Consider the following 25,104-nt stretch of genomic DNA (forward strand, 5'->3'; position numbering starts at 1 on the left):
CGAAACATTGGGTCGAAAATTCGTAAATCTGGATACTCCTCCAGATGAGCGAACGCCATGTTCTTCGACACCAAGTACTCGTATTCAAACCTCAGTGCCGGGCAGCGAGAGCGCCTTAGGTCGCTGGTGCTCGCCGTGGCACCGGCTCCGCAGGGCAGCGGGTTGCCTTTAACCGGGGCGCACGCGTCCGCTCGCCAACCGAAATCGTCCAAGTTCAGCGCAAGCGCCAGGCAGCAGGCTGGCGTTCTTAAGTATTTTAAGGAACGAGACTTCGAAGGAGTCGCCGTCACGCTCACCTTCAAGTCCAGCCGCTTTCCCGAGTACCTGAGTGAAGGCGTAGCTGAAGCTGCCGTCCGGGAACTGATCAAGAGGCTCAATAAGTTCTGCAATGGGAAGAAGCGCCCCGCACTTCAGGTGATCGCCGTCCGGGAAGGCAGCGCCGGACCCAAGGCAGCTGTACGCCTGCACTACCACCTCAAGATCGAGGTTCCAGCTGGTGTCAGCAACGAAAACTTTGCCCAAAAAGTGGAGCATTATTGGAGTCAGTTGAGATGGGCAGGTCGCGAGATGAAGGTTGTGCCCAAATGCGATCACGGCTGGCTCAGCTACATACTGAAGACGAACAGCAAGCCGGACTATGCGGACGCCATCGATTGGCTGAACACGCAGGTCCCGCCCCGCCCGGTTGCCGAGCGCACGGTCGGAGGATGACGTCGGTGAAGCTATCAGGGTAGCCATGCTGCCTTGATAGCTCCGCCGTGGGCGATAGGACGAACCGGGCTGCAGGAACTTGAAAAGAAATTTGGACTGCCTATCGCCGAGCATGAACACGCCCTCTCGCCGCTCTTCCAAGAAACCTACTAACGGCTGACCCGTCCTCTCGTTGAGGCGTCTTCGACGACCAAGCGCATTTCCTTCATGGGCAGGCTAGCCTGGACCTTGTACGTCGGTCCGGTCAACGCATCGACCCTCTCGGAGGCGCCTGATCTGTAGATGATGTGGACCTCAAAGCAGCGTTCACGAAGTAGCCTGCGGAGCCCCGCTATGGACTTGACCCCGTACCTGCTCTTCCAGTCCATCTCGCTCGGCTCAATGGCGTCTTCGCCTAGTGGGGGAAGTGCCCCGCCGCTGGCAATCTCTTCAGCCACGTGCATCGAGGGGTGAACAACCACCTTCTCAATTAGCGAACTAAGTTCCCCGGCGAGCGCCCTCCGCTTCCCTACGGCGGAGTCCCCTTCCTCTTTGATCTCAACCAGCAACTTGGATAGCGCTGCTCTCCGCTGCTTGATGTCACCGACGTTCAGGTCCTCGAGTTCCCGCTCAACGCTGGCGAGCTCAGTATCAATTTTCCGGACCTGTGCTTCCTGCTCCGACAAACGAGCTATCAGCTCGCGGCTACTTCCTTCGTCACCTATCGCGTCGGCGTAGTTCGCGACCTTCTGCGCCGCCTTGTTCCTCGCATCACTTAGCTGCGCGCGCTTTGACCTGGCTTCCACCGAGCGCCTGTTCATGGTCGATGGGTCTAAGATCTTTCGTGCGTCAAGGCTGTCAACCACATCCAAGAGCAGCGCCTCCATGACCTTATATCGGATTGCGGGCATTGAGCAGCTTCCCTTCGAGGCAGAGACGGAGCATTGCAGGTACTCTCCACCCTTCGGCGGCGCCCCCTTGTACACGTACCGATACCCTGCACCGCACCAGCAACGCAGAAGACCCGTGAAGAGGTTGGCATACTTTGCGCCCTTACGCCCTGCCCCGACAGAACGTCGGATCGTAAGTGCCCTTCCCACATCGTGAAACAGCTCAATGTCAATGATGGCAGGGTAGTACCCCTCTATGGGGTCTCCGTCCGCGATTCTTTCCTGCTTCCCCCTCACAGTCTCGACAAGATGCGGCTGGTACTCGCCTAGGACAGTCCGGCTGTGAAGGATCTTCTTAATGTATGAATCACGCCACACGGCATTTGGTCGTGTTCCCCAAGGCTTTTCCCGACGTTGGTTCAGAGCCTTGGCAATTGAAAATGCGCCCCAACCGTCTCGAGCTAGCCGAAAAATCTCTTCAACGGTCTTGGCTCGATCTTCGTGAACCCTTAGTACTCCGTGCTCCAAGTAGAGCCATGCGGGTACCCTGCGGGTTGCCACCTGACCTGAAGCGCGCGCTCTATCTCGCTTAGCCTTCCATGCCTCTCGCCCGCGCATCGCCTTAATTTTTGACTCTTCATGCGCGCGAGCCATAACGAATAGCGCGCCGAACAGAAGGAGTCCGTCGCCTATCGTCTCGTCTGAATACACTTCTTCTGGCGAGAGCGTGACAACTGTGATGCCTTTTCTGATCAGCTCCATGAGGAGGTTAAGCGCTTGCGCCACGGCTTGACGGCTGAGTCGGTCAATTGACTCTACGATCAGAACGCTACCTCGCTCCACCGTGCCGTTGTCGACAGCCCCAATGAACCTGCTGAGTGCTCCAAGTTCTGCGTTCGCCCCACGGTAAGCAGACACCCCCAGATCGTCGTATCGCTCCACGATCTCTAGGTCGTGCCTATGAGCGTATGCGCGCGCCATCTCGACCTGACGACGCTTAGAGTCACCCTTCTGCTGCTCAGGGGTGGACATCCGGGTGTAGGAAAAGGCTTTAGTCATGGGCTGCATGATGCATCGTCCATTAATTGGCTACAACAGGTTGCTGCTCGGCACCCCCGGCTGCGGCAAGACCCTGCTGGCCTCGCGCCTGCCCGGCATCCTGCCCGACGCCACGGAGGCCGAGGCGCTGGAGACGGCGACCATTGCCTCGTGCACCGGTACCGGCATCGACGCCGCCCGTTGGCGGCATCGCCCCTATCGCGCCCCGCACCACACGGCCAGCGCGGTATCGCTGGTCGGCGGCGGCGCGCACCCGCGCCCGGGTGAAATCTCGCTGGCGCACAACGGCGTGCTGTTCCTTGACGAGCTTCCCGAGTGGAGCCGCCACACTCTGGAAGTGCTGCGGGAACCCCTGGAATCCGGCACGGTGATGGTGGCACGCGCCGCGCGCACGGACGCCTTCCCCTCGCGCTTCCAGCTGGTGGCGGTCATCGAGTGTATTCTAGGAAATGTGTACCTACCGACCACGCGGCTTAAGCTATTGGAACCGAACACTTTTTTTTTATCCACTGCTGAGGGATCACTAGGATCGCGTATAGCAGGGAGCGAGAAGCGAGATCTTGCCATTTCAGTGGAGCGTCAACGCGGAGGCAGGCGCAGCATCGGCACCAGCTTGCTGGATCTGTCAGATTGGCCAGCGGATTCAGCGCTTTACCAAGCGGTAGTCGCCTTCCAGCAAAAAGCCCTCTTGACACCTATGCCTTGCGGCCCGGTGTCCTCCTTCAGACGGGCACTCAAGTGCCTACAGATCGGTTCCATCGCTTTGTTGCGAAAGCGTGTAGACCAAATCACCGCAGGAGAGGTAGTTGCGTTACTGCATGCTATCGAGGGCGACCTTCAGAGCACGCAGGGCCTCTCCATTAATACTAGGACCAAGTACTCAGCGGCGCTTCGTCAGGTCATCACATCCGGGCCTGACGTTCTCAAGGACGGAAATAGTTTGCAGCACACGATCCAAGAACACTTTCCCCGACTACGTCGCCCGCCGAAGCTCCGCCGAAATGATCTTCCGGCAAGTATTGCCGTCCAATCTCACGAAGACTGGGACGATCTACGCCAGAAGACTCACGCGCTCCTGCAGAGTCGCAATAATGCGATTGAATCCGCGATCGCCAATGAGTTTGCGGCGTACGAGCGTCTCTGCACGTGGCAGGAGGAACTGCTAATCGTCCAAGTTCCAGAAGGCACGCGCGACCTGGTCCTTCGCTGGATGAACGCATCGAACCCTGTCGGGGGGCGTGTCAGATTACAAGATGCTCCGATCAGCGACATCGTCGCAGTGCTTCTGCAGGAGCAAACCGGCCCGCGCACGGCATACGCAGCGAACGGTTGGCCCATCGGACGTTATCCCGTGCAAGAGGAGTTCGCAGCGCTTGAAGGTTTCGGCGCATACCTATTTCGCGCGGTATCTTCACCATGGTTCCACGCACGCGATCGACTGCCCAACGCGGTGTTGACCGCCATCTTTCTTGCCCTAATGCTACACACGGGCTGGAACACCGGCTCGGTGGGCTCGCTCACCCTTAATGGCATTCAGCCACTTGTCCAAGGAGGGTATCGACTTCAAGGATACAAAGGCAAAACCGACGACGACACTCCAGTCGTAGACATCCCACCTTCCGCGAGAATGGTGTGCAAGGCGGTTTCCTTACTTCTATGGAACCGTAGCCAACTGGAGAAGGCCGGACTGATAGACGCTTCCGAACGTCGTGTCTGGTTTGGCTGGCAACGCGACAACTTCTCCAACATCACAGCCTTCACCTCGGACAAGCGAATCCACGCCTTCTGCGAGAGAAATGGCCTAGAACGCTTCAGACCTTCGGAGATACGAACGCTGAAGGCTGGGCTCACTTACCTCCCGCAGCGTGATCTCGAGGCGGTACGCGTCCTACTTGGACATAACGACTTGACCGTCACTGATTCGTACCTCCGTGACACGCTCTTCTTCCGCATGAACGAAGCAAACATGCTTCAGTTTCAGCGCCGCATCGAGACCACGATTACTTTCGCTCAAGGCGGCGAGACCCTCGTAGATAAGCGCCAACTACGATTGCTCGATGTCGATGCCGCGCTCATGCTACCCACCGGTGACGGGGGCTTGTGCACGAACCCTTTCTCCGGACCACCAGGCCACTCAATGGAAACCGACGAACCATGTGCGGGCTTGCATTGCCAGACAGGGGTGGGCTGTCCTCACTATCGGCTTCACGCCGACGAGCACACGCTAGAGATGGCACTACGAACCCAGAGTTACTATCGCGCACGTTGGTTCGAGCTCTCACGCTCCAATCCTGAGGCATTCTCCCGCATTCACCTTCCTCGCCTGCTGTATATGCACGTGCTATTGAAGATCGTGCAGGACCGTCGCCCAGACCTTCTCCGAAACGCGCAAAGGGCACTGACATGATGCTGCCTAAAGCACGACTTGGTTCCGAATCCGCTTCCACTGCATCCGATCCCTATCTGGTTCAGTCCAACCGCTTGACTCTGGAAGGGACTTACCTGAGCTATCGAGCAGACGACAGCACTCACCAATTTGATCTGTCCGAACTATTTCTCCCTCCGACCAGCTCGCACCAAGCCGTATCACGGCTGCCCGACGAGCCGGCGTACTTGGCCACCGCACTGGCCATCGCCGATCGCCGACTGCTTAGCGCAAAAACGGGCATGCCTGCGCCGCGCATGCTTAGTCGCCAGCTCTACCTGTTCCGCCATACTCTCGACTGGCTACGTGCACACGGTGTGTATCGCCTATCTGACGCTACTTCAGAACACACCAGCACCTTGATCAAAGAGTTTGTTACCCGTGGCTGGCCCGGAGCATTGGACCTGACCGCCCGATGGCACCGCGCTCTTGATGTGATCACACCTGACGAGCTCGCCCGCGGTTTCCACTACCGCATTCAAGGTGGCTCTATCGCGCACATCGAAACGCTTCTGCAGCCTTTCTGGCGAGCACGACTAGGCTGGGGCGGGATTCTGGGACTTCCAGAGATCATCAAGGCGCGCATCGAGAGCATGGTGGATGCACCACTCTCGCAGGGATGGACAGACCGGTCCGTCATCTCAGACGGTGCTCCAGGAGAAGGAGTAGTTCATAACACACTGGGCTGGCTTAACGACTGGTGCAATCTACCCGCTACTGTTGATCGCCTTCGGCACCGCGTTGCTAACCGACCCTCGCATGTCGCAGCGCGTATGTCACTTAAGGCAGCAGGGCGCACCGACAACCTCAGCCTGCCAACGGCGATTGATCTTCTGAAGGCTTCCTTGCGCCTTCTGTATGACGTCGCGCCACGCGTTGTTGAACTCTGCCAGTACGCAAAGGCTGTCCAGTGCGCCGTTACACCCGCCCCAATCCTATCGGCCGAATGGCTGCAGTCACAGCCTATTACCAAAGAACTTGGCACGCTGACAGGAAAGCCCGTGGCCCGCTGGGTTAATAGCGGCCATTACGGCAAGCAGGATGATGTGTATACGGTGGAACAGTTGATTGGTGCAGTCCAGGGAGCGTGCGGCGTGCTATTGGCCGCGATGAACGCCCGCCGACAGCGAGAGATCTGCGATCCTCATATTGGCGTGCGCGTGGGCGACCTAGAAGTTCTCGATGACGATCTTGGGATCTATCAGACAAGCTTCTACATCCAGAAGACGTACTTCGATCGCCATACCTTCTACATCAATCGCACCTCTGCCGATTCCCTGCGCTGCCTAGAGATGCTTAAAATTGCCTGCGCTCCGTTCGATACCGCGATCACTGCTGGTGATAGCTTATTCGCTTGCGGGCGACGCACCCAAGTTGGAGTGAAGCCAGAAGCCCACTATGCATTCACCTTCGATAAGGGGCGCACGCGATCTTTATCGAGCTTCTTGCAGGTAGCGTTTGGCGACGCGGAACGTTCTCCCTTCTCCACTCATATGTTCCGACGCTTCTATGCAATTCTTTACTACCATCAGTACGACCACGCCGAGTTGCGCGCGCTCAAGCAACATTTGCGACATCTTGACGTAGCGATGACGCGAGTATACGTCACCGATCCCGCATCACGCCCATTAGCTGAGCAGATCCGCGCTACCCTGGGACGCGACCGGTTCATGGTCGCTAATGAGAAGGTGCGCACTGCACTCGATGAACAGCAAGGTGACCTGGACGCTGCATTGGCTGAGGTTGAGCGAGAGAAATTGGAGCAGGCGATCGAACAGGTTCTGGAAGGTAGACCCACCGCAGGAGGCTTTAGTCGTGTTGTGCGGAAGCTGTATCGACAGATGTCTTCGCAGATCACGATAGGCGCTGATCAGATACCCGAGATTGCCGATAAGCTCGCCGGGCGCGGCTACCGAGTGCGGCCAATGAGCCATGGCCAATGCCACGCGCCAGACAGCAATCGTCACCTGAAGGCGCGATGTGAGCGCGCAGGCGAGCTTGCACGCGAGCATGCTGGTGCGCGCCAATGTCACGCCTGCCCCTATCATTTCAACAATGAGGCTTACTTGGAGAACCTGCAAGAGGACTTGCGGCAACTGGAGCAGGAAGCGCACGACATTCTGCTACCCCCGATGCAGCAGGCACGCGCTCGCTTTGATCACTCCAATCTTGACCGCTTGATCAGTCTCACACGGGAGAACATGGACTCCAATGCCGAGCACATGCGCGCCTTGCGGGCTCAGCGGGCCAAGTCATGAAGACCTCAGCTCACCAGTCGCAAGTTGCCAAGCAGGCCGCGCAGGCGGCAATCGACCGAAAATTGGCTGTGCTGCGCGACTGGGCAAGCAACGGCATCCCCTATCGGCACGACGCGAGTGGACACACCTTGCTGGATACGCATGACAGAAAGCTACTGGAATATTTTCCGTCGAGCTTGCGTCAATTCAAGCAATGGGATGGTTCGCAGAACTCACCTGAACTGAGGACCGCCTTGCCCAGGCTGAGTGTTACAGGCAACGATACACTTGCGAAACGACCAACCAGTACAGAGCAGGCGGTAAGACTGATCGCCACCTTGCGAGATCGCGCAAGGAGCCAAATGGAAGAAGGGCGAGCGTCGACCCTGCGCCGCCTTGAGGTGGAGCTACGATTGACGCGCCAGGCCGTAGACCTGCGTATTGGGGAAATCCGAGAGCAACAGCGTCAAATTCGGGACTTGCGTCGTGATTACTCAAACCTGCAGGCCAAGCATCAAGGCGAAACTGAAGAGTTCAAACGCGTGTTCGACCGCTTGAGCAGTGCTCTGAACGAGGAGCGCGGGCGCAACGCAGAGTTAGCCGCTCTGATGGCAAAAATTACTCCGCTGAGGAAGAGCGGCCATGGCACCTAAGGCAAATGATCCAGGCATCTCTTTGGTGGAACGACTGGAGGGCTGGCTCACCGAGGGCCATAGGGTTCCGCGAATTCGTGGTCGGGTAAACCGTGCTGCTCTGTGTCGCTTGGTTGGCCTTAGCCGGTCTTCGGCCAACAGTAACGTCGACCTGCGCGCACTGATAGATTCACTGGATGGTGGCGACGACTCCCTGTCTTATCCTTCAAACACCAGATGCCCCACTCAGGCGGTAATCGAGCACGAACTCGCCAGACTGCGCGAAGAGAACGCGCAACTCAAGCGTCAACTGAAGTCCGTCTCATGGCTACTGTCATCCGGTCGGATCATTCGATCATGAAGGGCACATTAGCGAACGAGGATCCGGTGTGGCACATCGGCATGATTGAAAGCGTACTGGAGATTGATGAAGCTGGCCTGTTTGTACGCTGGCAAACCGAGAATGGAGCTTGGCGCATCCATGTTCCCACTGGCGTACTGCCCGCTGGACCCAAGACAGGGCAGGTATGGAGATTCTTGGGGAGGGCGATGCATCACCCTATGGGTGGAGAGCTATGGCAAGTTCAGCGCGGAGAGCGCGCCCTGCCCCCAGGTGCTCTGATTTCACGCTTTCTGAGCTACCACATTCCAGGCTTGGTGGAATACCGGGCGGCGCGCTGGCAGAAGCGTTGGCCCGGATCACTTGGTGATGCTCTTACTAGAGCCCGATACACAGAACTCGCGGAAGTGCTCGCCCCCCACCCGTTAGCGGACTGCTGGGCCACGCAAGCTGTGGAGTACTGGCAGCGCCAGACCCACCATTTGGCATTGGTGCGAGAGATGAACGAGCACGAAGCAAGCGACGAGTTGGCCGCACATATGCTGGACCATTATGGCGAAGCTGCCGCTGCGATGCTAAACGATGACCCTTATAGAATGCTCGCCTTTGCGTCCTTTGCTACGGTGGACGCCATTGCGGGCAATCTCGGCGTTCAATCTCACGACCTTCGTCGGCTGCGTGGCGCCGTGGATGACCTGATGCATCAGGCGCTCGATGTTGGACGGGATGCATTGCCGGATTCCGACTTGCGAGAGGCGCTGGTGAGCGTCTTAGGTGATCGCGTAGGTGCAACGCTAGCTATCTCTGCTTCGTGTCAATCTGGCCGCATTGTCAACGCCCCACGGGATGCGTGGATCAGTGATGCAACAAGCCATGTGATCACATTCGTTGCAACGCGGCTCCATATGATGTGTAGCGGCGATGCAGGCGGCGCTTGGGAACCTGCGGATCGTCCAGAAGTAGACGCGCAACCCTCGGAGCCGAGAAGAATTCACTGGGTGCGAGGGTGGACGGATACCAACCAAATCGCACAGCTACATAGCCGCCTTGAAACCGCGCCACAGGGTGGCATCACAGTTGTCGTGACTGATAGCGCGGTCGTCACCAACTGTCTACGGACTCGATTGCCTGGCGCCACTATCGTGGAACAGCAGAAAATCGGCATGCCCTGCGCCTTGCTGGAAAGCGCGACCCGGGTGATATGGGTCACCGCCAGAGCCAGGGTTCGTGTCTTAGCCCGCATTCTGGCCAACGTGCGGCACGTATGCTGCCTGACCGTCGTCGATGATGGATCAGCACGATCTGGGGACGATGTCGTGGCGACGATGTTGAAGCGCTGCGAATCGGAGGAGACGCGGCTAGCGCAATTAGTCACCGATGATGGACGTATCCCCGCGATTGACTCAGATGGTGTCTTACAGCTGCCTTCGTACGACTCTCGACGGGCTGACCGCAAAGGTGATTTGGTGCTTCAGATAGCGCAACAGCAGCTCGAGGCTGCACTACTGGGGGTATGCTATCAAGCTGCTTTAGAGGGTTCGGTGTGTGTGGTGGGGCTGAGCGATTCCCAGCGCGATGCCCTTCTGCGGCAATGGCATCACAAACACATGCGATGCACCAACATCGTCGAGATGCACACTGGAACGGCTCCCCATAGCTGGTTCGAGGGGAGTGAATTCGAAACCTTGATCATCGTCTGGCCGACGGCACAGTCGCCAACTATCGGCTGGTGGGAGGAAGTTCACTGCCTTGCCAACCAGCGCACGGTCGTGGTTGCCACCCAGATGCTGAAGATCGATTCCAGCTCTGACCAGTTGATATCTTTAGCCGTGCCCAAGATCACCGACCCCGTATCACTCAACGACCGAGTGGAGGTGGTAATTTGATTTGCGTCGACAGAGTCGTCCTACGTAAGGACCGCGCCCATGACGGACGGATATTCTGGCATCTAACGGGATCTGATGGCCATACTGACTGGCCATTCTTGGATTACATCATTGACTGCATTGATACGCAGCAGTTGGCTAACAAGACGGTTGAAAACCGCGCCTACACACTGGTGAAGTGGTATCGATACTTAGCCGAACGGAGACTTGAACTGTGGCAAGCCTCGGATAACTTGATCAAACAGTTCCGCGATGGGCTGATGGCACGTGATGCGATCAATAGCAGTGGCGACCAGCAGGCCCGGCGGCGCACAGTCAACCTTGACTTGCGCAACGTTTACTTGTTCTACGCTTGGTTACAGCGGGATTACGTGTATGGCAACGGCCGTCGTCTACTCGGTCGCACAGCTTGCCAGATTACAAGCACGTTGGTGGATGAAAGATCCGAAAAGATAGCTTCACCACGTAAGCGCTATCCGTTGACCTTCCGCAATGCCGGAGAACGTAGCAAGCACAGGATGGGCTTTGTACCAGGTGAAGCCGATCGCGCCGCGCTCACCGAGTACTTCTACGATACCTGCCCGCCAGATCAGGCGCGTCGGAACTGCCTTCTTTTTGGGCTGGCGTGGGCCGTCGGATGGCGACGGGGATCGATCCTCAGCCTGACCACAGGTGACTTCGATCCCGCACGCAATCGGCCTGACACGGACCTACAGATAGCACCATCGGCACAGAAATTTGGCTACAGCAATAGTTTCAGTGTGCCCGCTGGCGCTGCATTGCAGGTGCTTGATTACATCGACAACGAAAGACGCGCGATCATCCAACGTACGGATAGTGTGAGTCGCGCTGTATTTCTCAACGAGAGGACCGGGAATCCACTCACCGCTGGCGCTGTATCCACGATGTTTAGCAAGGCCCGCATTGCGCTTGCTTGGCCCAGGGGAGCTGGGCTTCACGCTTGGCGACGCGGATTCACCAACGCCTATCTGGAGCGCGAGTTGGACGCCCGCATTGAACTGGGCTTAGACACAGGAGGCGATGCAATCGCGATGTCAATCGCAAGTGCACTTGGCCAAGAAAGCCTTGGCAGCCAAGCTGCTTACGTACGAGATGTACAGCGACGTATACGCGGAACTGCGACCTTTAGGGACAAGGAGGAACACGTCCGCCTATCCGATGAGAATGCTCACCTCCGCGGCCAGATCGCTTCTCTACGTGAGGCCCTAGCGAAGCGAGGTGTTGGCAATGACCGTGCATGAGATGTTTGCGGATTTCTTTTTCGCAAGCCGATCCTTGCTTGTGCACCGCGACGTGGCTGTCCGCCGGAAGAGCATCGAAGCATGGGGGGTCTACGTTCAGTTGTCATTTCCATTGATTGCCGAGGTCGGACGTTCATTGTTGAGAATGAATGCAGGCGGACGCCAAGACCCCAATCACAACTTATTGATTCGTCTGGGAGTCGCTGCAGTTGAGTCAGAGTGATCGTTCACGCCTAACGAACCTTCTGCCGCCTCGGTGTCACTTGCAAGCTACTGGAACAGGTAACCCAGTCCAACCGGCCCCACTGCGAACTACGGGCTCAAGCATTCGCCTAACCAGTAGGCGCGCGAGATAGACAGAGACACGCCAAAGGAGCAATGTGTGCGCAAGCATCTTTCGCAGAGACAGGGGATGAAGCCGACAATCTTGGCGCTGGACCTTGAAGGAACGCTCATCTCCAATGCAATCAGTCAGATTCCCAGGCCCGGACTCTGCCGGTTCCTGGAGGACGTCCGAACGCGATTTGATCGATTGATGATCTTCACCACTGTTCCCGAAGAGCGATTTCGGACCATCGCCACACTTCTGGCTCGAGATGGCAGTGCCCCTGACTGGTTTGCATCACTCCAGTACATCAACTGGTCGGGGAAGACAAAGGACCTACGACTCATTTCGCCACATCTAGGTCAAGCGCTGTTACTCGATGATTACGGCCCCTATGTGCATCCTGGCCAAGAGCATCTATGGGTGAAAATTCCTTTGTTTGGATCTCCCTATCCAGCAGAAGACGACGGCCTCAGCCTCGCAATGGAACGCCTGCTTGGATGCCTCAATGATGGCGACGAACTCTCTATCACCTAGTAGCTGGCGAGTAAGGAGCCAACTAGCTGCGAGTTTTTTATGAACCCTGAGCCTGATCCATGCCGCTAAAGCAATCGCATTAAGCCGATATCTAAGAGTGTCACGAGTCACGATCAACGCGACTAGCTCATGCCGTTACAGCAACCCTTGGGGTACTTTCCGGCGACACATAGCTCTGATCCAGTCGACTGGCCACAGTGCCGCGCACCATCTTCCATGCGCGGCCGAACTGCACAGTGGCGTCGGGACCAGCCACACTTTTCGGAAGTGAATAGGCCAACCTAGGCAGGCTCAGATCAGCGATCTTTGGCAGCTTGCAGTGTCTCGATTCGTTTAAACAGCTGCTGTTACGCGACCTTCATGCCTTCGTCCTCCAGCGGATAAGGAGATCCGAACAGCGGTATCTCCACCCAGAACTTCTCCTGCCCGGGGTGGACGTAGGGGCCATGGTCATCCAGTAATAGCGCCTCGCCAAGGCGAGCAGACACAAAGCTAAGATCCTTGGTCTTGCCGGACCATTTCACATATCGAAGCTGCGCGAACCAGGCCGGAGCACTGCCCTCGCTGACCAGCAGGGCGGCGATGCTGCGCATCCGGTCCTCAGGAACGGTGGTAAACATCACCAGCTCCCCAAATCGCGATCGCGCATCCTCAAGAAATCCATAGAGGCCAGCCCGTGGGATCTGGCTGATGGCGTTAAAGATGAGTGTTCCTTCCAGGTCCAATGCCAGGATAGAGGGCTTCATGTCTGGCCCCTCAAAGGTCGCGTCCACTTACATTGCCCCTCCCCAAGGGCTTGTCGATCACTTAAGCCTTCTGACAAGGATCAGCCCGCCGTGCTTCGGTGTCGTACGCTGGCTCGGACCTGGTAGGGACAGCACCTGAATTACCCCAATTGAAGTTCAAGATAGTCCCGGACCGCCTGCAAGCTACCAGCAGCCCCGCTGCACAATGGCCTGACGGCCGGGTCACCACCGAACAATGGCGCAGAGTTGGCGCGATGGATCCAGGTATCGGCTTGAGCCGCATCAGGGAACAGGGTGTGCAAGGCCCTGTAGATCGAAAGGATGTACCCGATCCGCAAAAGGACCGAATCATCAACCATTCCTTCCACGGACTCATCTAACCGAGGCAGGTCGGGCACCCCAAGGATCTGGCGTTGCTCATTGTCAGACAGCCGCCACGCCTGCGAGATCCGTATGAAAGTCCGAACCGCGGCACCTTTCACGTCTTCGATTTGGCCAACCGATGGTTGAGGCATGGTCCAAAAACCTCCTTGTGGTCTGGTCCGAGAATACTCTCAAAATCCGACCTTATCCGGCACAGGTCCCGGCCAGGCCATGACAGGCCATTTGGTCACGATGGCATCCCAAAGCAGAGGCGCAGGACTCCACCCAAAAGAAGAAGGCGTGCCGGGTACGGCACGCCCTTCCGTTACATCTGTCGAGTTATTAGGGACTCGGGCGGTGCGTCCTTAGGACTCACCGGAGTTGGTGCCCGGCGTGCGCGCGGACCACATGCTGGCGGCGGCATTTACCGGTTCCTGGTATTCCAGAACAGCCTGCGCCAGTTCGTCAGGAGATTGGGCGGACAAGATCCGTTCCTCCAAGCCCTGCATGCCAGACTGAAGATCATCGATCTCGCTGTCAATTGGACCGCGCAAGGGATGAGCATCGTTCATCGCACCCTGCAGAGCCTTCAGGTTCGTCCACGCGTGGCTCTTTGTGACTTCCAGTTGGTCCGGGATGTCAGAGCACTGTGCCCAGCTCATGAACGCGTGCTTACGATCAACGCTGAGCCCGGATGCTGCACTGAAGGTCGTCACACCAAAATTGGTGATGAGATCTAACGTGCTGGGCGTGTCGGTATTTGCTTCATTCCTTTCCATTTCTCTAATCACTGGTGAAAGTACTCGCGACAGTCCCCTTGGACGGCAGGTCGAGGCTGGCAGTGCCGGCAACTCAGTTTTAGCACGATCACCTGTCACTGCAAGCTACGAGCTAATTTTTTACCGGCGAGAATCAAGAACTTAGATTTGCTGCGACTGAAACAGCTTAAATGGTGGGTCGGAAGTCGCACATTCGTTCATACTTCCGACCCCGTTCTGGCCCCCCCCCATAGAACCGTCAGTCGCCCCTCCCATCACGACGACCTAGCCGGCTCGTCACCTGGCCAGGTCGACGGCGGCGTCGAAGCACCTCAGCGCCATCCTCGCTCGCTTCTCAGGTCTTCATAGTCCACCTACTCGAAGAGTAGGCGCTTCGCAGCTGTTCCTCGGTTCTCTTGATGCCTACTTCTTTCAGCACCATGAGCATGGGCTGTCGGTGAGGTCGATTCGGCACCCCGGTGTCGCCGGCGAGATTGACCGCGCGATGCTGGCCAATGTCGTACGGTTCATCCTGACCGCGTAACTGCTGCTCTCCAATCGTCGGCAAGATGCCCCTTCGGCCGCTCGCGTCTAGAGCGGGGTCCACCCGAGCTGTTGCTCGATGTCCCGCCTGTAGGGTGTCGCGATCTGCAAAGGCGTGCGGCGGATGTACTCCTCTGCCCGCTCCCGCACCTCACCGTTGAGATCACTGAGGTAGGTCAGCACCTCGTCCGCACTGGCAATCAGGTTATCTTCGCCATTGAACTTGGGCGGCAAGGCCGTCCATAGAACTACGTCGATCTCACGGGCCGCAGCCCATTGCTGCAACCCAGGGATGCCGGCCGGATCGGCTGATCCGGAAAGCCAGACGCCAACATGGCGATCAAGGTTGCGAGGCAGAATTTTCTCACGAGCACGCAGGCTGTCTTTGGCCTGCAGGACATCCTCTCCACCGTCGTAGACGGTCCAGAACGATGGGAGCGCAGATGTGTTCGGGCTTAGAACCAGGGTAAGGCGTCCGTTGCCTGACTGCCGCAGGTACTCCACCTGCACGGGCGGCCCATCTTCCCGCCAGCCCCCGACCATCGATAGATCACGAGGCTGCCACACCAGAGAACCCCATCCCAGGTACACGATCATGCCCAGCTCCCCTCTCAGTCGGTGTTACGCAGGCCCCTCGCGAGGCGGATCAGCCATTAGGTCCTGGACATCCGCATCGAGTTCCGTCGACCTCCCATCCTGACGAAGGAGGTGTCGCCACAGAGCCAATGATGGTTGGCGCTCAGGCGCTGGATACACCAGCGCCTGGCGACCTGTGAGTACCACAACCTGGCTCAAGACGGATTGGCCTCCAAGCACGCTGCTTGCGGTGGATGGTTGCCGATGCCTGTCCTGACCCAAAACGTTTAGGGATCAGGAGCTACTTATCACAGAACTGCGCCCTCAGTACTTGACGCGATAATTTGAGGCCGGCTCCCGTTTCCCAGGCATGATCCGTCCCCGCAGACGTTCGTCACCTCCCCGCCGGAGCAACCAACGGCGTACCACTGCTGCGGCTTACGGCTTCCAGCCTAAAATTTTTGGGCGGTGGCGTACCGCTGCGGACATCACACACTCCGTGTCAATTGCATTGGGCACCGGTGCGGGGTTACGGGCTTGCCAGCTGAAGAGCATGGAGAGAAGCCGGCATTTGCCTAAATGAAATGGCGCTCGGTCTTTGGGTCGGGTGATTTGACTCTTTCTCAAAACCCTAAGAGTATCTGGGCTACTCCATGGAGGGAGTTTCCTTCAGGAGTGATATTGCTGGCGATGTCCACCAATGGCTCGCCAGGACATATTAACTGCCAAGGAGGGGGCCATGGCGGCTCGATTCGACACGCATCCGCAATATGTTCCGATCATCAAGTGGCAGAAATTCGAGCAGCGCGCATTGTCCGAGCTGGTTGCTCCAGTGGTGGGGCGAACCCTGCCGTGCATCGAGGTTCGCTTGCCTGGGCAGCACGCATCCATGCTCGAATCCTATGCTGATGTATGGAAGCAGCCAGCGCTGATTGATTACTCCAATCCGGATGGCGACCTCAATGCCAGCCGCATCAAGGAACTCAACGAGTTCTTAAAGGTGGTAGGCGGCTCAGGCAAGCTGGTCACGCCGGTCCTCAACCCCGCCACCGCGGCAAAGGACTTCCCGGCCATTGGGCCATCCCTGGGCAACAGGAAGATAGCCCTTCGTCTGCGCCTCCCTGAGCCAGGCGATGCGCCAGGCGCAATCCTGATTGTTAAGGCCGCCCTTGAAGTCCCCGGACTACGACAACGGGTGGAGCGACTCATCGTCGACTTGGGCCAGACGCCGGCGATCTCTGCTGCAAACCGACCGGTGCTAGCGGCTTCCCTGCAGGCGCTGAAGGGCCAGGGCTTCAAGCACGTGCACCTTGCGTCGGGTTCCTTCCCTGCATCGCTGGCTCACATCAATGGTGCTGGCGAGGTAAAGCGCAAGGACTGGGAGCTATGGACGCAGATCAATGCGTTGGCACCGGACACGCTCATTGGCTTCGCCGACTATGGACCGCTCAACCCCAACTGGTCCGAAGAGACGCTCAAGCGGCGAGGCAATCGGGTCATCATTCGCTACGCCCTGAATGACAAGTGGCGCATCATACGCGGTCAGAACGCCACCAAGGCCGAGTCGATCGCCATCTCCAAGGTCATGACCACGGTGTATGCCAACGAATTCTTGGGAGCCCCGTTCTCATTCGGCGATCGCCTGATTGCAGATCGGGTCGATCCAGCCGTTCCGCTGAAGAACAAAGCCGGCGGCCATCTGCACATCTCTGAGTTCTGGACACATCACATCAGCTATGTGCTGAAAAAACAGTATTAGTGGAGCGCCACTGCGCTGTTCGCCCGCACGAGCAGCGCAGTGCGAATGTGTGCCTTGATCTCCTCCAGACTCAGCGTCTCGGTGATGTGCTGCTGGATCAGGTACAGGCTCTTGCTCTTCCAGCCTCTCAATTGCCCTTCCAAGCGCAGTACCTCCAATGCCTCCTCCTTGTTCAGGATGGAAGCGAGGGATGCGGCCTTGTGCCGGACATTCAAGCCCGCCTCGCGCAAGCACTGGAAGGTACCCGTCTCAGCGTCGACCACCATTGCACCCCACCAAGGCGGCAACAGGTCCATAGCCTTGGCCACGTGGCAGGGGGCCATGACCAAGGTGACCCGATCGAAGACCCAGCCGTAACGAGAGCCTTGATTGATCAGCCGGGACAGGCTATCGGCCTCGCTCTTGATCTCAAAGCAATGCATATCCTCAACCAGCACCAGATCGGCCCGCACCTCCCCACCGTGCAGCCGCAGCTCTTCCAGCAGCGAGATCGCTTGGACAGCAGATTGCCTCGCCAGATGGCCGGCCAAAGCCTGTTTGATCTGTAGCTCTCTCATGGGAACCAAGGCGGAGGGGTGTACAGCGGGAGGATATCATAGTTATGCTTATATGCACTTCACAATATCTATTTGCATGAAACGTCTGAAGCAGCCGCACCGCCTGGCTCTGGAGTTGCGTGGAAGGTTTGAGGCAGACGGGCTCACCACCAGTTCTGCGATTGCCCGCGCTGCGAGCATTGGCCAGCCTCAGGTCTACCGGAATTTGTTCGGTGGGCCCAAGCGCGTTACTCGGACATTGAAGCATCTATGCAAATATGCAGGCATTGATGCATACGAGGGCACCAGTGATCCCGGGGAGTCCAAGGTGTTGATGGATGCTCTGTCGGCTGTATGGGATGGAACCGACGGGCACGCTCATCGCCTGGCGAAGCTTCTTTTTGCCCACCAGCGGGCCCACATGTAAGAATTGGCCTAGGCCCAACGGAGGCCAAGGATGAACAAGAACACGCCAACGGTGACGGTCAAGAGCGCATATCACGCGCTCGGCGCGGCCGGCTACCCTAAGAGTTTTGTATCTCGCCTTTTACCGGACTGGTGGGACAACGCACTTTTCAAGACAAGCAGCGGGGCTATCGAGTTTGCCTCGATACTCAAGCAACGGCTTGGCTTGGATGTCCGATTTGGTGACAGCGGTGAGCTTGAAGTGCTCGCCTCAAATCGCCCTGCCCGTTACAAAAAGAGATCTGCCACGCTGGTGAGCGAGCTGCAGGTCTGCTCGAGCCTGGGCATGGCCCTGGGCAAGCTTGCGCTGTATTGCACTGATGGCACCGCCGACCCGCTCCCGGCAGACCCCAAGGAGCTGTCCAAGAGGGTGCGCACCTCGACCGGGGCTGCGGCAATAGGATTCGGGTCGTTGCTGGATTTCTGCTGGCAGCACGGTATCCCCGTGCTGTTCTTGAAGGAGCTCCCCCGCGGCAGCAAACGCATTACCGGTATGGCCATGCGGATTGAAGACAGGCCGGTGATCGTCCTAGGCTTCCAGTCTGGCCAGAATGCAAAGCAGCTGTTCGTGCTAGCCCACGAACTGGCCCATATCTGCCTTGGCCACGTCGCCGGTACCGGCGTGCTGATCGATGAGGGAATGGACGCCATCACGGAGGCTATCGAGCGTGAGGCGGATCAGCATGGCGACGCAGAGGAGCGCCAGGCCGATCAGTTTGCACTGGCCATGCTACGCAACGGGCGACTTACCCTTCCCCTCGATAACCACGGCACGATGTCGGCTGCCCAGCTGGTAAACATGGCCATGAGTCTCGGCGACAGCCTCAGTGTCGACCCAGGACACATCATCTTGAGCTACGCACGCGATCATGATGACTGGCTGTTGGCTAATCAGGCCCTTGGCTACTTCCCAGACCAGGCCAACGCAAAGGAACTGCTCAAGGATCGCTTCCTGGCCAACTGCGATGTTGACAGGCTCACGGACGACAATCGCGCCTACCTGCTCAGCATGCAAGGATTCTGATGAGCGCCAAGCACTACCTCTTGGACAGTGACGCCGCCAAAGCGCTTTGTCAGTACGGCCTCCTTCAGGACATGGCCACCGCCCTGCGGGTCGAGCTTCGGGACTTTTCGATCCTGGCCCAGCTGCGGTTCCAGCTGCACGCAGCCAATCCCGCCAAGGCGCTTGCCAAACTGGGGAGCGCGCTGGCGGTTGAGCAGCTCAACCTACTCGTAGCGCAGGCGAGCGAGGTCGTGGTTCTGGTTGAATCGGCGAACTACGCCCTGCTGGATGGCACACCGGACATAGATGGCGGAGAGCTGGCCCTGTTTGCCGCGCTCTGTGAGGACAGTAGCGCCGGCCTGATCACCGGCGACAAGCGATCGCTCGTTGCGCTGTGCAAGGTCGGCGGGACGGTGGAAGGAAGTTTCAGCTGGGCTCAGATCCTCTGCCTGGAGGACGCCATCGCAATCATCATCGGCCACTTCGGGTTGGCCTATGTATCGGCCAAGGTAAGATCCCGTCCGGACGTCAACAGCGCCCTGTCCAGCATCTTCGGAAGGTCCGTGGCGGCTGACGAACAAGCCATCTCTGATGGGCTATTAAGCTACCTAAATGACCTGCATCACAGGACCGCAGGAAAGTATCAATCTCCTTACGTGGCCGCGGTTTCCCGGTAGCAACCCGTCTTCCTGCATTCTGCGAAGGCGCTTAGGGATGTAGTGACCTTCCCTACAGCAGCAGCAGTGCATTGTCGCTTTTTATAAATTCTGTACGTCATGTCCTATGGCCGCGTCAGCCGATGCGCTGCTACGATTCGCGTAGGGCTGGACTGCCGAGGGCAACACCTCGGCCTGGAACAGCGTTGTCTTCGGCAAAGTGTGCACAGGGGGTGCCATGGCTTTGGTGAACTGCCGCGAATGTGGCAAGCAAATCAGTGATCAGGCTTCGGCTTGTCCGAATTGTGGATTCCCGATGTCCGCAGGAGTCAACCCGACTCCTGGCATCCCAACTCCACCACCGCTGGGCCCGTCTTCAGATCTGAACCGAGCCGCGCCAGCAGCGCCTGTTGCGACCTCCATTCCGGCACCGCGCCCAGCACCGAAGAAGTCGGGCTGTGGAACATTCGTTATGCTTGGACTCGTCGGCCTTCTCGTCCTGTTGGTCTTGGGCTACGGCATGGGGCCCGAGACGAAAGTAGCCACTCCATCGGCAAGCCGCGGCACTGCCAGCCAGAGCGGGGCAGCCTCCGGTCACGCATCGGACCAGAGCGCTGCGAAGGCAACAACGGTCGAGGTGTCTGCGCCCGAACTTCTGGCTGCCGCAAAGGACCAGGCCCGGCCAACTTCCGAACGCTTGGCGAACCTCACGCTGATCCTCAAGAATCATGCCGGCTCGGCCCAAGCCAAGGAGGCTGATGCAATGCGGCCGAAGCTGGAGGCTCAACTCCACGCCGAGCTTAACCCGATAGGCCTGCAGTGGTCCTATTCCACCCAGCAGGATGACATGTCGGGAAAACCCGTCCGCACGGCACGGGTAACCAGCACCAACAGCTTCAACTTTGACTTCCCCTACTCAGGCCGGCAGAAGGCAGAGCTCACGATCAGGCGTCACCCTCGATGGGGCAACGATGTAATGGTCAGCATCGAGAAGGGGCAGATCCTGTGCCATAGCTTCAGCTCCTGCCCCGTGCGTATCCGATTCGACGATGAGTCCGCCAAAACCTTCACCGGAACTGAGCCATCCGACAACAGCAGCGAGATGGTCTTCATCCCGGGATACAAGACCCTCACGAGTAAGCTGGGTAAAGCCAAGCGCCTCCGAGTGGAGTTCAATGTGTATCAGCAAGGCTCGGTCATGGCCGAATTTGACGTCAGCGGATTTGACGCAAAACGCATGACTCAGTAGCAGACTCTAACGGGAAACGAGGTGGTGGGTACATCGCGGTACGTAGCCTAGCCGGAGCCAGTACCGCTCCAGCGAGGATTCAAATCCGGCCATCTCACCGCCGCCCAAAGTTTGGAATATGTGCTTACCTCGTCCGCTCAGAGGAGAGCTAGAGCTAATTTTCAAGCCGATTTCGACCGATTCTGTGGAAGTTTCCGCTTCTTCGTACGTTGCTTCAGCCTCCATTGACTCCATTCCGTTGTCGACCCCTCAGCTATGAAGGTTACCAGGAGCCGCTTGAGTAAGGGCGAGAACTTCACCTCAGAATCGCGCAGAAGATTTGTCCAATACCGGCCCACAAGGAACGAAAGCAGACCCATGGATGCAACAGATGTCGCAAACCAAGATCGGCTAGTAACGCTGACGTTTGTTAGCACGCCCTTCCGGTACATGTATGCTGCAAACACGAGGGCGCTGCACTCAACAAAAACTACTAGCGCTGTGGGCATTGCCCGAGCTCTGTAGTACGCGGCAGACGTTAGCGTCTCCCCAAATGACAATCCAATCAAAAGAAGAACAGAGCTCAGCAATATTGGATCGAACGCTGCGGCTCCGGAAAGAGTGAGACCGATCGGGAACAGTACGAAAGGGACCAACTCAGAGCAAAGACTGGGGTAGGCCTTACTGAAGCCTCTCCATCTCTTCAGTCCGAACAAGAACATGTCTTGCAGGATTGCGGCAACCGATGCTATCGCCGCGCTCGTAAGTGCTAAGGACACCGGTATCCAGAACATATCTTCGTCCGGCCCTGGTGCGAACGGCACCATGGCTGCAGCGCCCCAAATTGCTGCGCCCATGAACGCAGCAAGCGGAAGAGCCGAGAGCTTCAACATGCTCATGAGCCGCTCAGCGCCCACAGCCAAGAAGTTGGCCGCACCACGTTTGCACTGACCTTTCCGAGATCATGGCTGCTCCTCACCATTAGCAGGGGGCGAGTGCACAGGTGCCGATACTGATATCAGCCGATAACCAAAGCGCGGCAACGTTTGGATCATTTTCTCATCAAACGGGCCGTCAAGAGCTCGGCGAAGGCTGGACATCTGTGAACGCAGAAGGTCGTCGTCAGGAGGGTTATCGCCCCAAAGCCGGCTCTCCAGTTGCTGCCTGGTGACAGCGGCAGGACTTGCCCGCATCAGCGCCTCAAGGAGCTTCCGGCAAGCTGGATAAAGATGCAGTCGCCTTCCAGCCCTTGTAGCTTCCAATGTCCTAAGATCTAACGTCAGATCTCCAACCACCAGTTGTCTCCTTGTCACCCGCCCTTCTGTGCGAGTGACCAAGGCCTCCAGTCGAACCTCAAGCTCGGTGAGATCAAAAGGTTTGGTTACATAGTCGTCGACACCAGAGCGGAACGCGGTGATCTTGTCCGAAAGGTCGTCCTTCGCGGTCAGCATCAAAACCGGCACTGGAACACCGTGGTCAAGCCGCATCCTTTTAAGAACCTCCAGTCCTTCCATGCGAGGAAGCAACCAGTCAAGCACGACTGCGTCGTATAGATTGGTAGCCGCCAGATGTAGGCCCGCCAGACCATCGGCCACTACATCAAGCTGATGACCACGGGACTCGAAGTAGTCCAGAATTTGCGCTGCGTCCTTGAGGTCGCGCTCAATCAATAGAATGCGCATGTCAGGATTGGCGGTAGCCGAGGAGTCTCAGCGCATTGAACACGACCAACAGAGTCGATCCCTCATGCACTGCTACAGCAGGACCAATCCCAAGACCCATGACTGTCGCAGGCACCAACACCGCCACTACGCCCAGGCTCACGTAAACGTTCTGGCGGATCACACTTCGGGTGCGTCGACTAAGCGCCACTGAGAACGCTACCTGCCTCAAGTCTTCGGACATGAGTGCTACGTCGGCCGTCTCCAGAGCAACGTCCGAGGACGCGGCGCCCATCGCGATGCCGACGCTCGCACTCGCCATCGCAGGCGCGTCGTTCACACCATCACCAACCATCGCCACTCGCTCCGTATCCTTGAGCTGGCGGATGGCCTTCACCTTGTCATCGGGCATTAGATTGCCCCAAGCATCGTCTAGGCCCACGTCCGTTGCCACGGCCTGTGCCACTGTCTGATGGTCGCCGGAAATCATGATCATCCGCTGGATGCCCAAGCTTCGCAGCTTGTCCAATGCTTCTCGTGCTTCTGGGCGCGGCGTATCCATAAGGCCAATGACACCGATATCACGGTCACCTAGGCGAACTGCCATCGTGGTTCGTCCAACGTTGCGAAGCTCGTCGATGGCCGACTGCGCCTCCGCAGTCAGGGTGCTGATGCCGCCGGTGCCGAACATCTCTGCCTTTCCGATCCAGACGTTTAGGCCATTCACCCTCGCCTGAACCCCGCTTCCAGTGAAGTTAGCGAGATCCGTGGCTACTGGCACGGGAACCTCTCCCAAGCGAGCGTTGCCATCTCGAACAATGGCTGCCGCCAGTGGGTGATCACTCAAGGCCTCTACGGCGACCGCAACCTGCAGCAGTTCCTGCTCTGTAGAGCCTTGCATCACCTTAATGTCGGTGATTCGCGGCTTTCCCTCGGTGAGGGTTCCAGTCTTGTCAAACGCGATGGCGCGAACCATTCCCAGTTCTTCTAGCGGGGCGCCACCCTTGATGAGCACTCCGCCCCGGGCCGCTCTAGCAATACCGGCCAGAACGGCACTTGGTGTGGCAATAGCCAGTGCGCACGGGCTTGCCGCGACCAGTACTGCCATCGCTCGATAGAAGCTATCTCGGAATGGCTCGTCGATCACTACCCACGAGAAAAGCAACAGCACTGCCAGAATCAGAACTGCCGGAACGAATACTCTTTCGAATTTGTCGGTGAAGCGTTGAGTTGGCGACTTTCTGGTCTCGGCCTCACTCACCATCTTGACGACGCGGGCCAAGGCCGACTCCCCTGATCGGCGGGTCACCTCAACTTCCATTGCGCCGGAGCCGTTAATGGTGCCGGCGAAGACGCGGGACTGCATCTCAACGGAGTCCGGACGCACCCGCGCCAGCGCACGATCACCTACCGGCAGCTTATCTACCGGGATGCTCTCACCGGTTACAGGCGCTTGATCAACGCTGCTGGTTCCTTTAACAACGAATCCGTCCGCCGGCATCCGATCATTGGGACGAACAACCACCACGTCTCCAGGTATCAGCGACTCAACCTGGACTTCAGTGACCTTCCCGTCTTTGACAACCCTGGCTGTCTCCGGGGCCAACTTGGCAAGCGCCTCAATCGCTCTCTTTGCGCGGCCCATCGCATAGTGTTCGAGCGCGTGGCCGAGGCTGAAGAGGAACAGAAGCAGTGCGCCCTCTGCCCATGCGCCCAGCGCAGCAGCACCTGCCGCCGCAACAAGCATCAACGTGTCGATCTCAAAGCGCTTTAGCTTGATGTTCTCAATAGCTTCGCGGAGCGTGAACCAACCTCCGAACAGGTAGGCAGCCACGTAAAGAGAAGTAGGGACCCAGTCGTTTGCGAGCAAGCCGAGCTTTTCAAGTGCAAAGCCAATCAGGAGGAGCAGGCCACATGCGAGTGAGAACAGTAGCTCACTGTTGGCACCAAGGATTCCACCATGGGAATGAGCATGGTCCTGCCCATCCTTATGATTGTGACCTTCGTGCTGACCTTGCGCGCCTTGGTCGGGGGCGGGGCCGCTCCTTCCCACTCCAAAATCCTCGAGCTTCGCCCTCAGATCAGCTTCTCCTGTCTGGGTCCGGTCGTACTCGATGTTCACCCTTCCAGCAGGGCTGGTGGTCGCTTCAACGACACCGGGTATAGCTTGTAGCTGCCCCGCGATCGTCCTTGCCTTGCGGGCATGCACGGACGAGTCCATCTCCAAGGACAGATGGCCGTATCGCTCACCCAGGCCAATCCCCATAGACGACGCTAGTTCGCGCACGCGCTGAAGTGAGATCAGCTCGGGGTCATAGTGAATGCATAGGGCCTCCGGAGCTCCTGCGCTTACCCCGCGCAGATGCACGCGTGATATACCGGCCATTTCCTCCAGCTCATCGGCCAGTCTCTGTACGCAGTGGTCCTCTTGAGGTACGCCGGGGAGTACGACCGGCAGTTCGACTTCTGTGGTCATGTTCACGTATTGCCTCCAACGTCAAGAGATTGGATCGGGAGGCCCGGCAGG

At 58.0% G+C, this 25,104-nt stretch carries 20 protein-coding genes and 1 pseudogene; 13 read left to right on the forward strand and 8 right to left on the reverse strand.

The genetic code is table 11. The features are described 5' to 3' along the window. Positions 1-57: 57 nt before the first annotated feature. Complete coding sequence (locus RWO33_RS00915; RefSeq protein ID WP_314101090.1) at positions 58-711, forward strand: hypothetical protein; 654 nt, start codon at positions 58-60, stop codon at positions 709-711. A gap of 149 nt (positions 712-860) precedes the next feature. On the opposite strand, the gene RWO33_RS00920 is transcribed toward RWO33_RS00915, so the two are convergent. Beyond that, complete coding sequence (locus RWO33_RS00920) at positions 861-2,648, reverse strand: recombinase family protein (RefSeq protein WP_314101092.1); 1,788 nt, start codon at positions 2,646-2,648, stop codon at positions 861-863. Between the two features lie 19 nt (positions 2,649-2,667). Here RWO33_RS00920 and RWO33_RS00925 point away from each other — a divergent pair. From RWO33_RS00925 to RWO33_RS00955, 7 genes and pseudogenes are all read left to right on the forward strand, one after another. Then, positions 2,668-3,219: pseudogene (locus RWO33_RS00925) on the forward strand (ATP-binding protein); the annotation flags it as partial. Positions 3,220-5,042: 1,823 nt separating this feature from the next. After that, complete coding sequence (locus RWO33_RS00930) at positions 5,043-7,322, forward strand: hypothetical protein (protein ID WP_146033471.1); 2,280 nt, start codon at positions 5,043-5,045, stop codon at positions 7,320-7,322. Further along, positions 7,319-7,954, forward strand: a complete 636-nt coding sequence (locus RWO33_RS00935; protein WP_101099260.1) for a hypothetical protein — start codon at positions 7,319-7,321, stop codon at positions 7,952-7,954. The genes RWO33_RS00930 and RWO33_RS00935 overlap by 4 nt, the downstream gene beginning before the upstream one ends. Before the next feature lie 303 nt (positions 7,955-8,257). Then, positions 8,258-10,159, forward strand: coding sequence for a helix-hairpin-helix domain-containing protein (locus RWO33_RS00940; protein WP_172448145.1), 1,902 nt, complete (start codon positions 8,258-8,260; stop codon positions 10,157-10,159). 98 nt (positions 10,160-10,257) lie between these two features. Continuing rightward, entirely contained in the window at positions 10,258-11,421 is a 1,164-nt protein-coding gene (locus RWO33_RS00945; RefSeq protein WP_101116217.1) for a tyrosine-type recombinase/integrase, read from the forward strand. Further along, a complete protein-coding gene (locus tag RWO33_RS00950) occupies positions 11,408-11,644 on the forward strand; it encodes a hypothetical protein (RefSeq protein ID WP_146033470.1) in 237 nt (78 codons plus the stop codon). Before RWO33_RS00945 ends, RWO33_RS00950 begins: the two co-directional genes overlap by 14 nt. A 159-nt stretch (positions 11,645-11,803) precedes the next feature. Then, positions 11,804-12,283 (forward strand): NIF family HAD-type phosphatase, encoded by a 480-nt coding sequence (locus RWO33_RS00955; RefSeq protein ID WP_232767659.1) that lies wholly within the window; start codon positions 11,804-11,806, stop codon positions 12,281-12,283. A 347-nt stretch (positions 12,284-12,630) separates the two neighbouring features. Here RWO33_RS00955 and RWO33_RS00960 read toward each other — a convergent pair whose 3' ends face one another. The 3 genes from RWO33_RS00960 to RWO33_RS00970 all read right to left on the reverse strand — a co-directional run bounded on the left by RWO33_RS00960 (position 12,631) and on the right by RWO33_RS00970 (position 15,290). After that, positions 12,631-13,029 (reverse strand): hypothetical protein, encoded by a 399-nt coding sequence (locus tag RWO33_RS00960; protein ID WP_101099348.1) that lies wholly within the window; start codon positions 13,027-13,029, stop codon positions 12,631-12,633. A 728-nt stretch (positions 13,030-13,757) separates the two neighbouring features. Continuing rightward, complete coding sequence (locus RWO33_RS00965) at positions 13,758-14,171, reverse strand: hypothetical protein (protein WP_101099255.1); 414 nt, start codon at positions 14,169-14,171, stop codon at positions 13,758-13,760. A 570-nt stretch (positions 14,172-14,741) separates the two neighbouring features. Then, positions 14,742-15,290 (reverse strand): hypothetical protein, encoded by a 549-nt coding sequence (locus tag RWO33_RS00970; RefSeq protein WP_101116305.1) that lies wholly within the window; start codon positions 15,288-15,290, stop codon positions 14,742-14,744. A 718-nt stretch (positions 15,291-16,008) separates the two neighbouring features. Here RWO33_RS00970 and RWO33_RS00975 point away from each other — a divergent pair. Next, a complete protein-coding gene (locus tag RWO33_RS00975; RefSeq protein WP_157825119.1) occupies positions 16,009-17,028 on the forward strand; it encodes a hypothetical protein in 1,020 nt (339 codons plus the stop codon). On the opposite strand, the gene RWO33_RS00980 is transcribed toward RWO33_RS00975, so the two are convergent. After that, positions 17,025-17,585 carry a sce7726 family protein gene (locus RWO33_RS00980; protein WP_101099251.1) on the reverse strand — a complete coding sequence of 187 codons (561 nt, stop codon included), beginning with the start codon at positions 17,583-17,585 and terminating at the stop codon, positions 17,025-17,027. The two genes, RWO33_RS00975 and RWO33_RS00980, sit on opposite strands and share 4 nt — an antisense overlap. Before the next feature lie 76 nt (positions 17,586-17,661). On the opposite strand from RWO33_RS00980, the gene RWO33_RS00985 reads away from it, so the two are divergent. From RWO33_RS00985 to RWO33_RS01000, 4 genes are all read left to right on the forward strand, one after another. Then, on the forward strand, positions 17,662-17,991 hold the full coding sequence (locus RWO33_RS00985; protein WP_102946302.1) for a hypothetical protein: 330 nt from the start codon (positions 17,662-17,664) through the stop codon (positions 17,989-17,991). Positions 17,992-18,021: 30 nt separating this feature from the next. Continuing rightward, the gene (locus RWO33_RS00990) at positions 18,022-19,053 is read left to right on the forward strand and encodes an ImmA/IrrE family metallo-endopeptidase (RefSeq protein ID WP_101099249.1); all 1,032 of its coding nucleotides are present in this window, start codon (positions 18,022-18,024) and stop codon (positions 19,051-19,053) included. Beyond that, positions 19,053-19,709 (forward strand): hypothetical protein, encoded by a 657-nt coding sequence (locus RWO33_RS00995; RefSeq protein ID WP_101099248.1) that lies wholly within the window; start codon positions 19,053-19,055, stop codon positions 19,707-19,709. Before RWO33_RS00990 ends, RWO33_RS00995 begins: the two co-directional genes overlap by 1 nt. Positions 19,710-20,160: 451 nt before the next feature. Further along, positions 20,161-20,937, forward strand: coding sequence for a hypothetical protein (locus RWO33_RS01000; RefSeq protein WP_101099247.1), 777 nt, complete (start codon positions 20,161-20,163; stop codon positions 20,935-20,937). A gap of 161 nt (positions 20,938-21,098) precedes the next feature. Here RWO33_RS01000 and RWO33_RS01005 read toward each other — a convergent pair whose 3' ends face one another. From RWO33_RS01005 to RWO33_RS01015, 3 genes are all read right to left on the reverse strand, one after another. Further along, positions 21,099-21,815 carry a hypothetical protein gene (locus RWO33_RS01005; protein WP_101116303.1) on the reverse strand — a complete coding sequence of 239 codons (717 nt, stop codon included), beginning with the start codon at positions 21,813-21,815 and terminating at the stop codon, positions 21,099-21,101. Positions 21,816-21,878: 63 nt separating this feature from the next. After that, entirely contained in the window at positions 21,879-22,598 is a 720-nt protein-coding gene (locus RWO33_RS01010) for a response regulator transcription factor (RefSeq protein WP_054663593.1), read from the reverse strand. 1 nt (position 22,599) lies between these two features. Then, the gene (locus RWO33_RS01015; RefSeq protein ID WP_232767661.1) at positions 22,600-25,053 is read right to left on the reverse strand and encodes a heavy metal translocating P-type ATPase; all 2,454 of its coding nucleotides are present in this window, start codon (positions 25,051-25,053) and stop codon (positions 22,600-22,602) included. Positions 25,054-25,104 lie beyond the last annotated feature (51 nt).

The sequence above is a fragment of the uncultured Stenotrophomonas sp. genome, assembly GCF_963519925.1.
Lineage (GTDB): Bacteria > Pseudomonadota > Gammaproteobacteria > Xanthomonadales > Xanthomonadaceae > Stenotrophomonas > Stenotrophomonas maltophilia_AE.

What these genes read in the sequence shown, in the direction of transcription:
- RWO33_RS00915 (WP_314101090.1), top strand. Translation starts at nt 58, where the DNA reads ATGTTCTTCGACACCAAGTACTCGTATTCAAACCTCAGTGCCGGGCAG.
- RWO33_RS00920 (WP_314101092.1), bottom strand. Translation starts at nt 2,648, where the DNA reads ATGCAGCCCATGACTAAAGCCTTTTCCTACACCCGGATGTCCACCCCT.
- RWO33_RS00930 (WP_146033471.1), top strand. Translation starts at nt 5,043, where the DNA reads ATGATGCTGCCTAAAGCACGACTTGGTTCCGAATCCGCTTCCACTGCA.
- RWO33_RS00935 (WP_101099260.1), top strand. Translation starts at nt 7,319, where the DNA reads ATGAAGACCTCAGCTCACCAGTCGCAAGTTGCCAAGCAGGCCGCGCAG.
- RWO33_RS00940 (WP_172448145.1), top strand. Translation starts at nt 8,258, where the DNA reads ATGGCTACTGTCATCCGGTCGGATCATTCGATCATGAAGGGCACATTA.
- RWO33_RS00950 (WP_146033470.1), top strand. Translation starts at nt 11,408, where the DNA reads ATGACCGTGCATGAGATGTTTGCGGATTTCTTTTTCGCAAGCCGATCC.
- RWO33_RS00960 (WP_101099348.1), bottom strand. Translation starts at nt 13,029, where the DNA reads ATGAAGCCCTCTATCCTGGCATTGGACCTGGAAGGAACACTCATCTTT.
- RWO33_RS00965 (WP_101099255.1), bottom strand. Translation starts at nt 14,171, where the DNA reads ATGGAAAGGAATGAAGCAAATACCGACACGCCCAGCACGTTAGATCTC.
- RWO33_RS00970 (WP_101116305.1), bottom strand. Translation starts at nt 15,290, where the DNA reads ATGATCGTGTACCTGGGATGGGGTTCTCTGGTGTGGCAGCCTCGTGAT.
- RWO33_RS00975 (WP_157825119.1), top strand. Translation starts at nt 16,009, where the DNA reads ATGGCGGCTCGATTCGACACGCATCCGCAATATGTTCCGATCATCAAG.
- RWO33_RS00980 (WP_101099251.1), bottom strand. Translation starts at nt 17,585, where the DNA reads ATGAGAGAGCTACAGATCAAACAGGCTTTGGCCGGCCATCTGGCGAGG.
- RWO33_RS00985 (WP_102946302.1), top strand. Translation starts at nt 17,662, where the DNA reads ATGAAACGTCTGAAGCAGCCGCACCGCCTGGCTCTGGAGTTGCGTGGA.
- RWO33_RS00990 (WP_101099249.1), top strand. Translation starts at nt 18,022, where the DNA reads ATGAACAAGAACACGCCAACGGTGACGGTCAAGAGCGCATATCACGCG.
- RWO33_RS00995 (WP_101099248.1), top strand. Translation starts at nt 19,053, where the DNA reads ATGAGCGCCAAGCACTACCTCTTGGACAGTGACGCCGCCAAAGCGCTT.
- RWO33_RS01000 (WP_101099247.1), top strand. Translation starts at nt 20,161, where the DNA reads ATGCTTGGACTCGTCGGCCTTCTCGTCCTGTTGGTCTTGGGCTACGGC.
- RWO33_RS01005 (WP_101116303.1), bottom strand. Translation starts at nt 21,815, where the DNA reads ATGAGCATGTTGAAGCTCTCGGCTCTTCCGCTTGCTGCGTTCATGGGC.
- RWO33_RS01010 (WP_054663593.1), bottom strand. Translation starts at nt 22,598, where the DNA reads ATGCGCATTCTATTGATTGAGCGCGACCTCAAGGACGCAGCGCAAATT.
- RWO33_RS01015 (WP_232767661.1), bottom strand. Translation starts at nt 25,053, where the DNA reads ATGACCACAGAAGTCGAACTGCCGGTCGTACTCCCCGGCGTACCTCAA.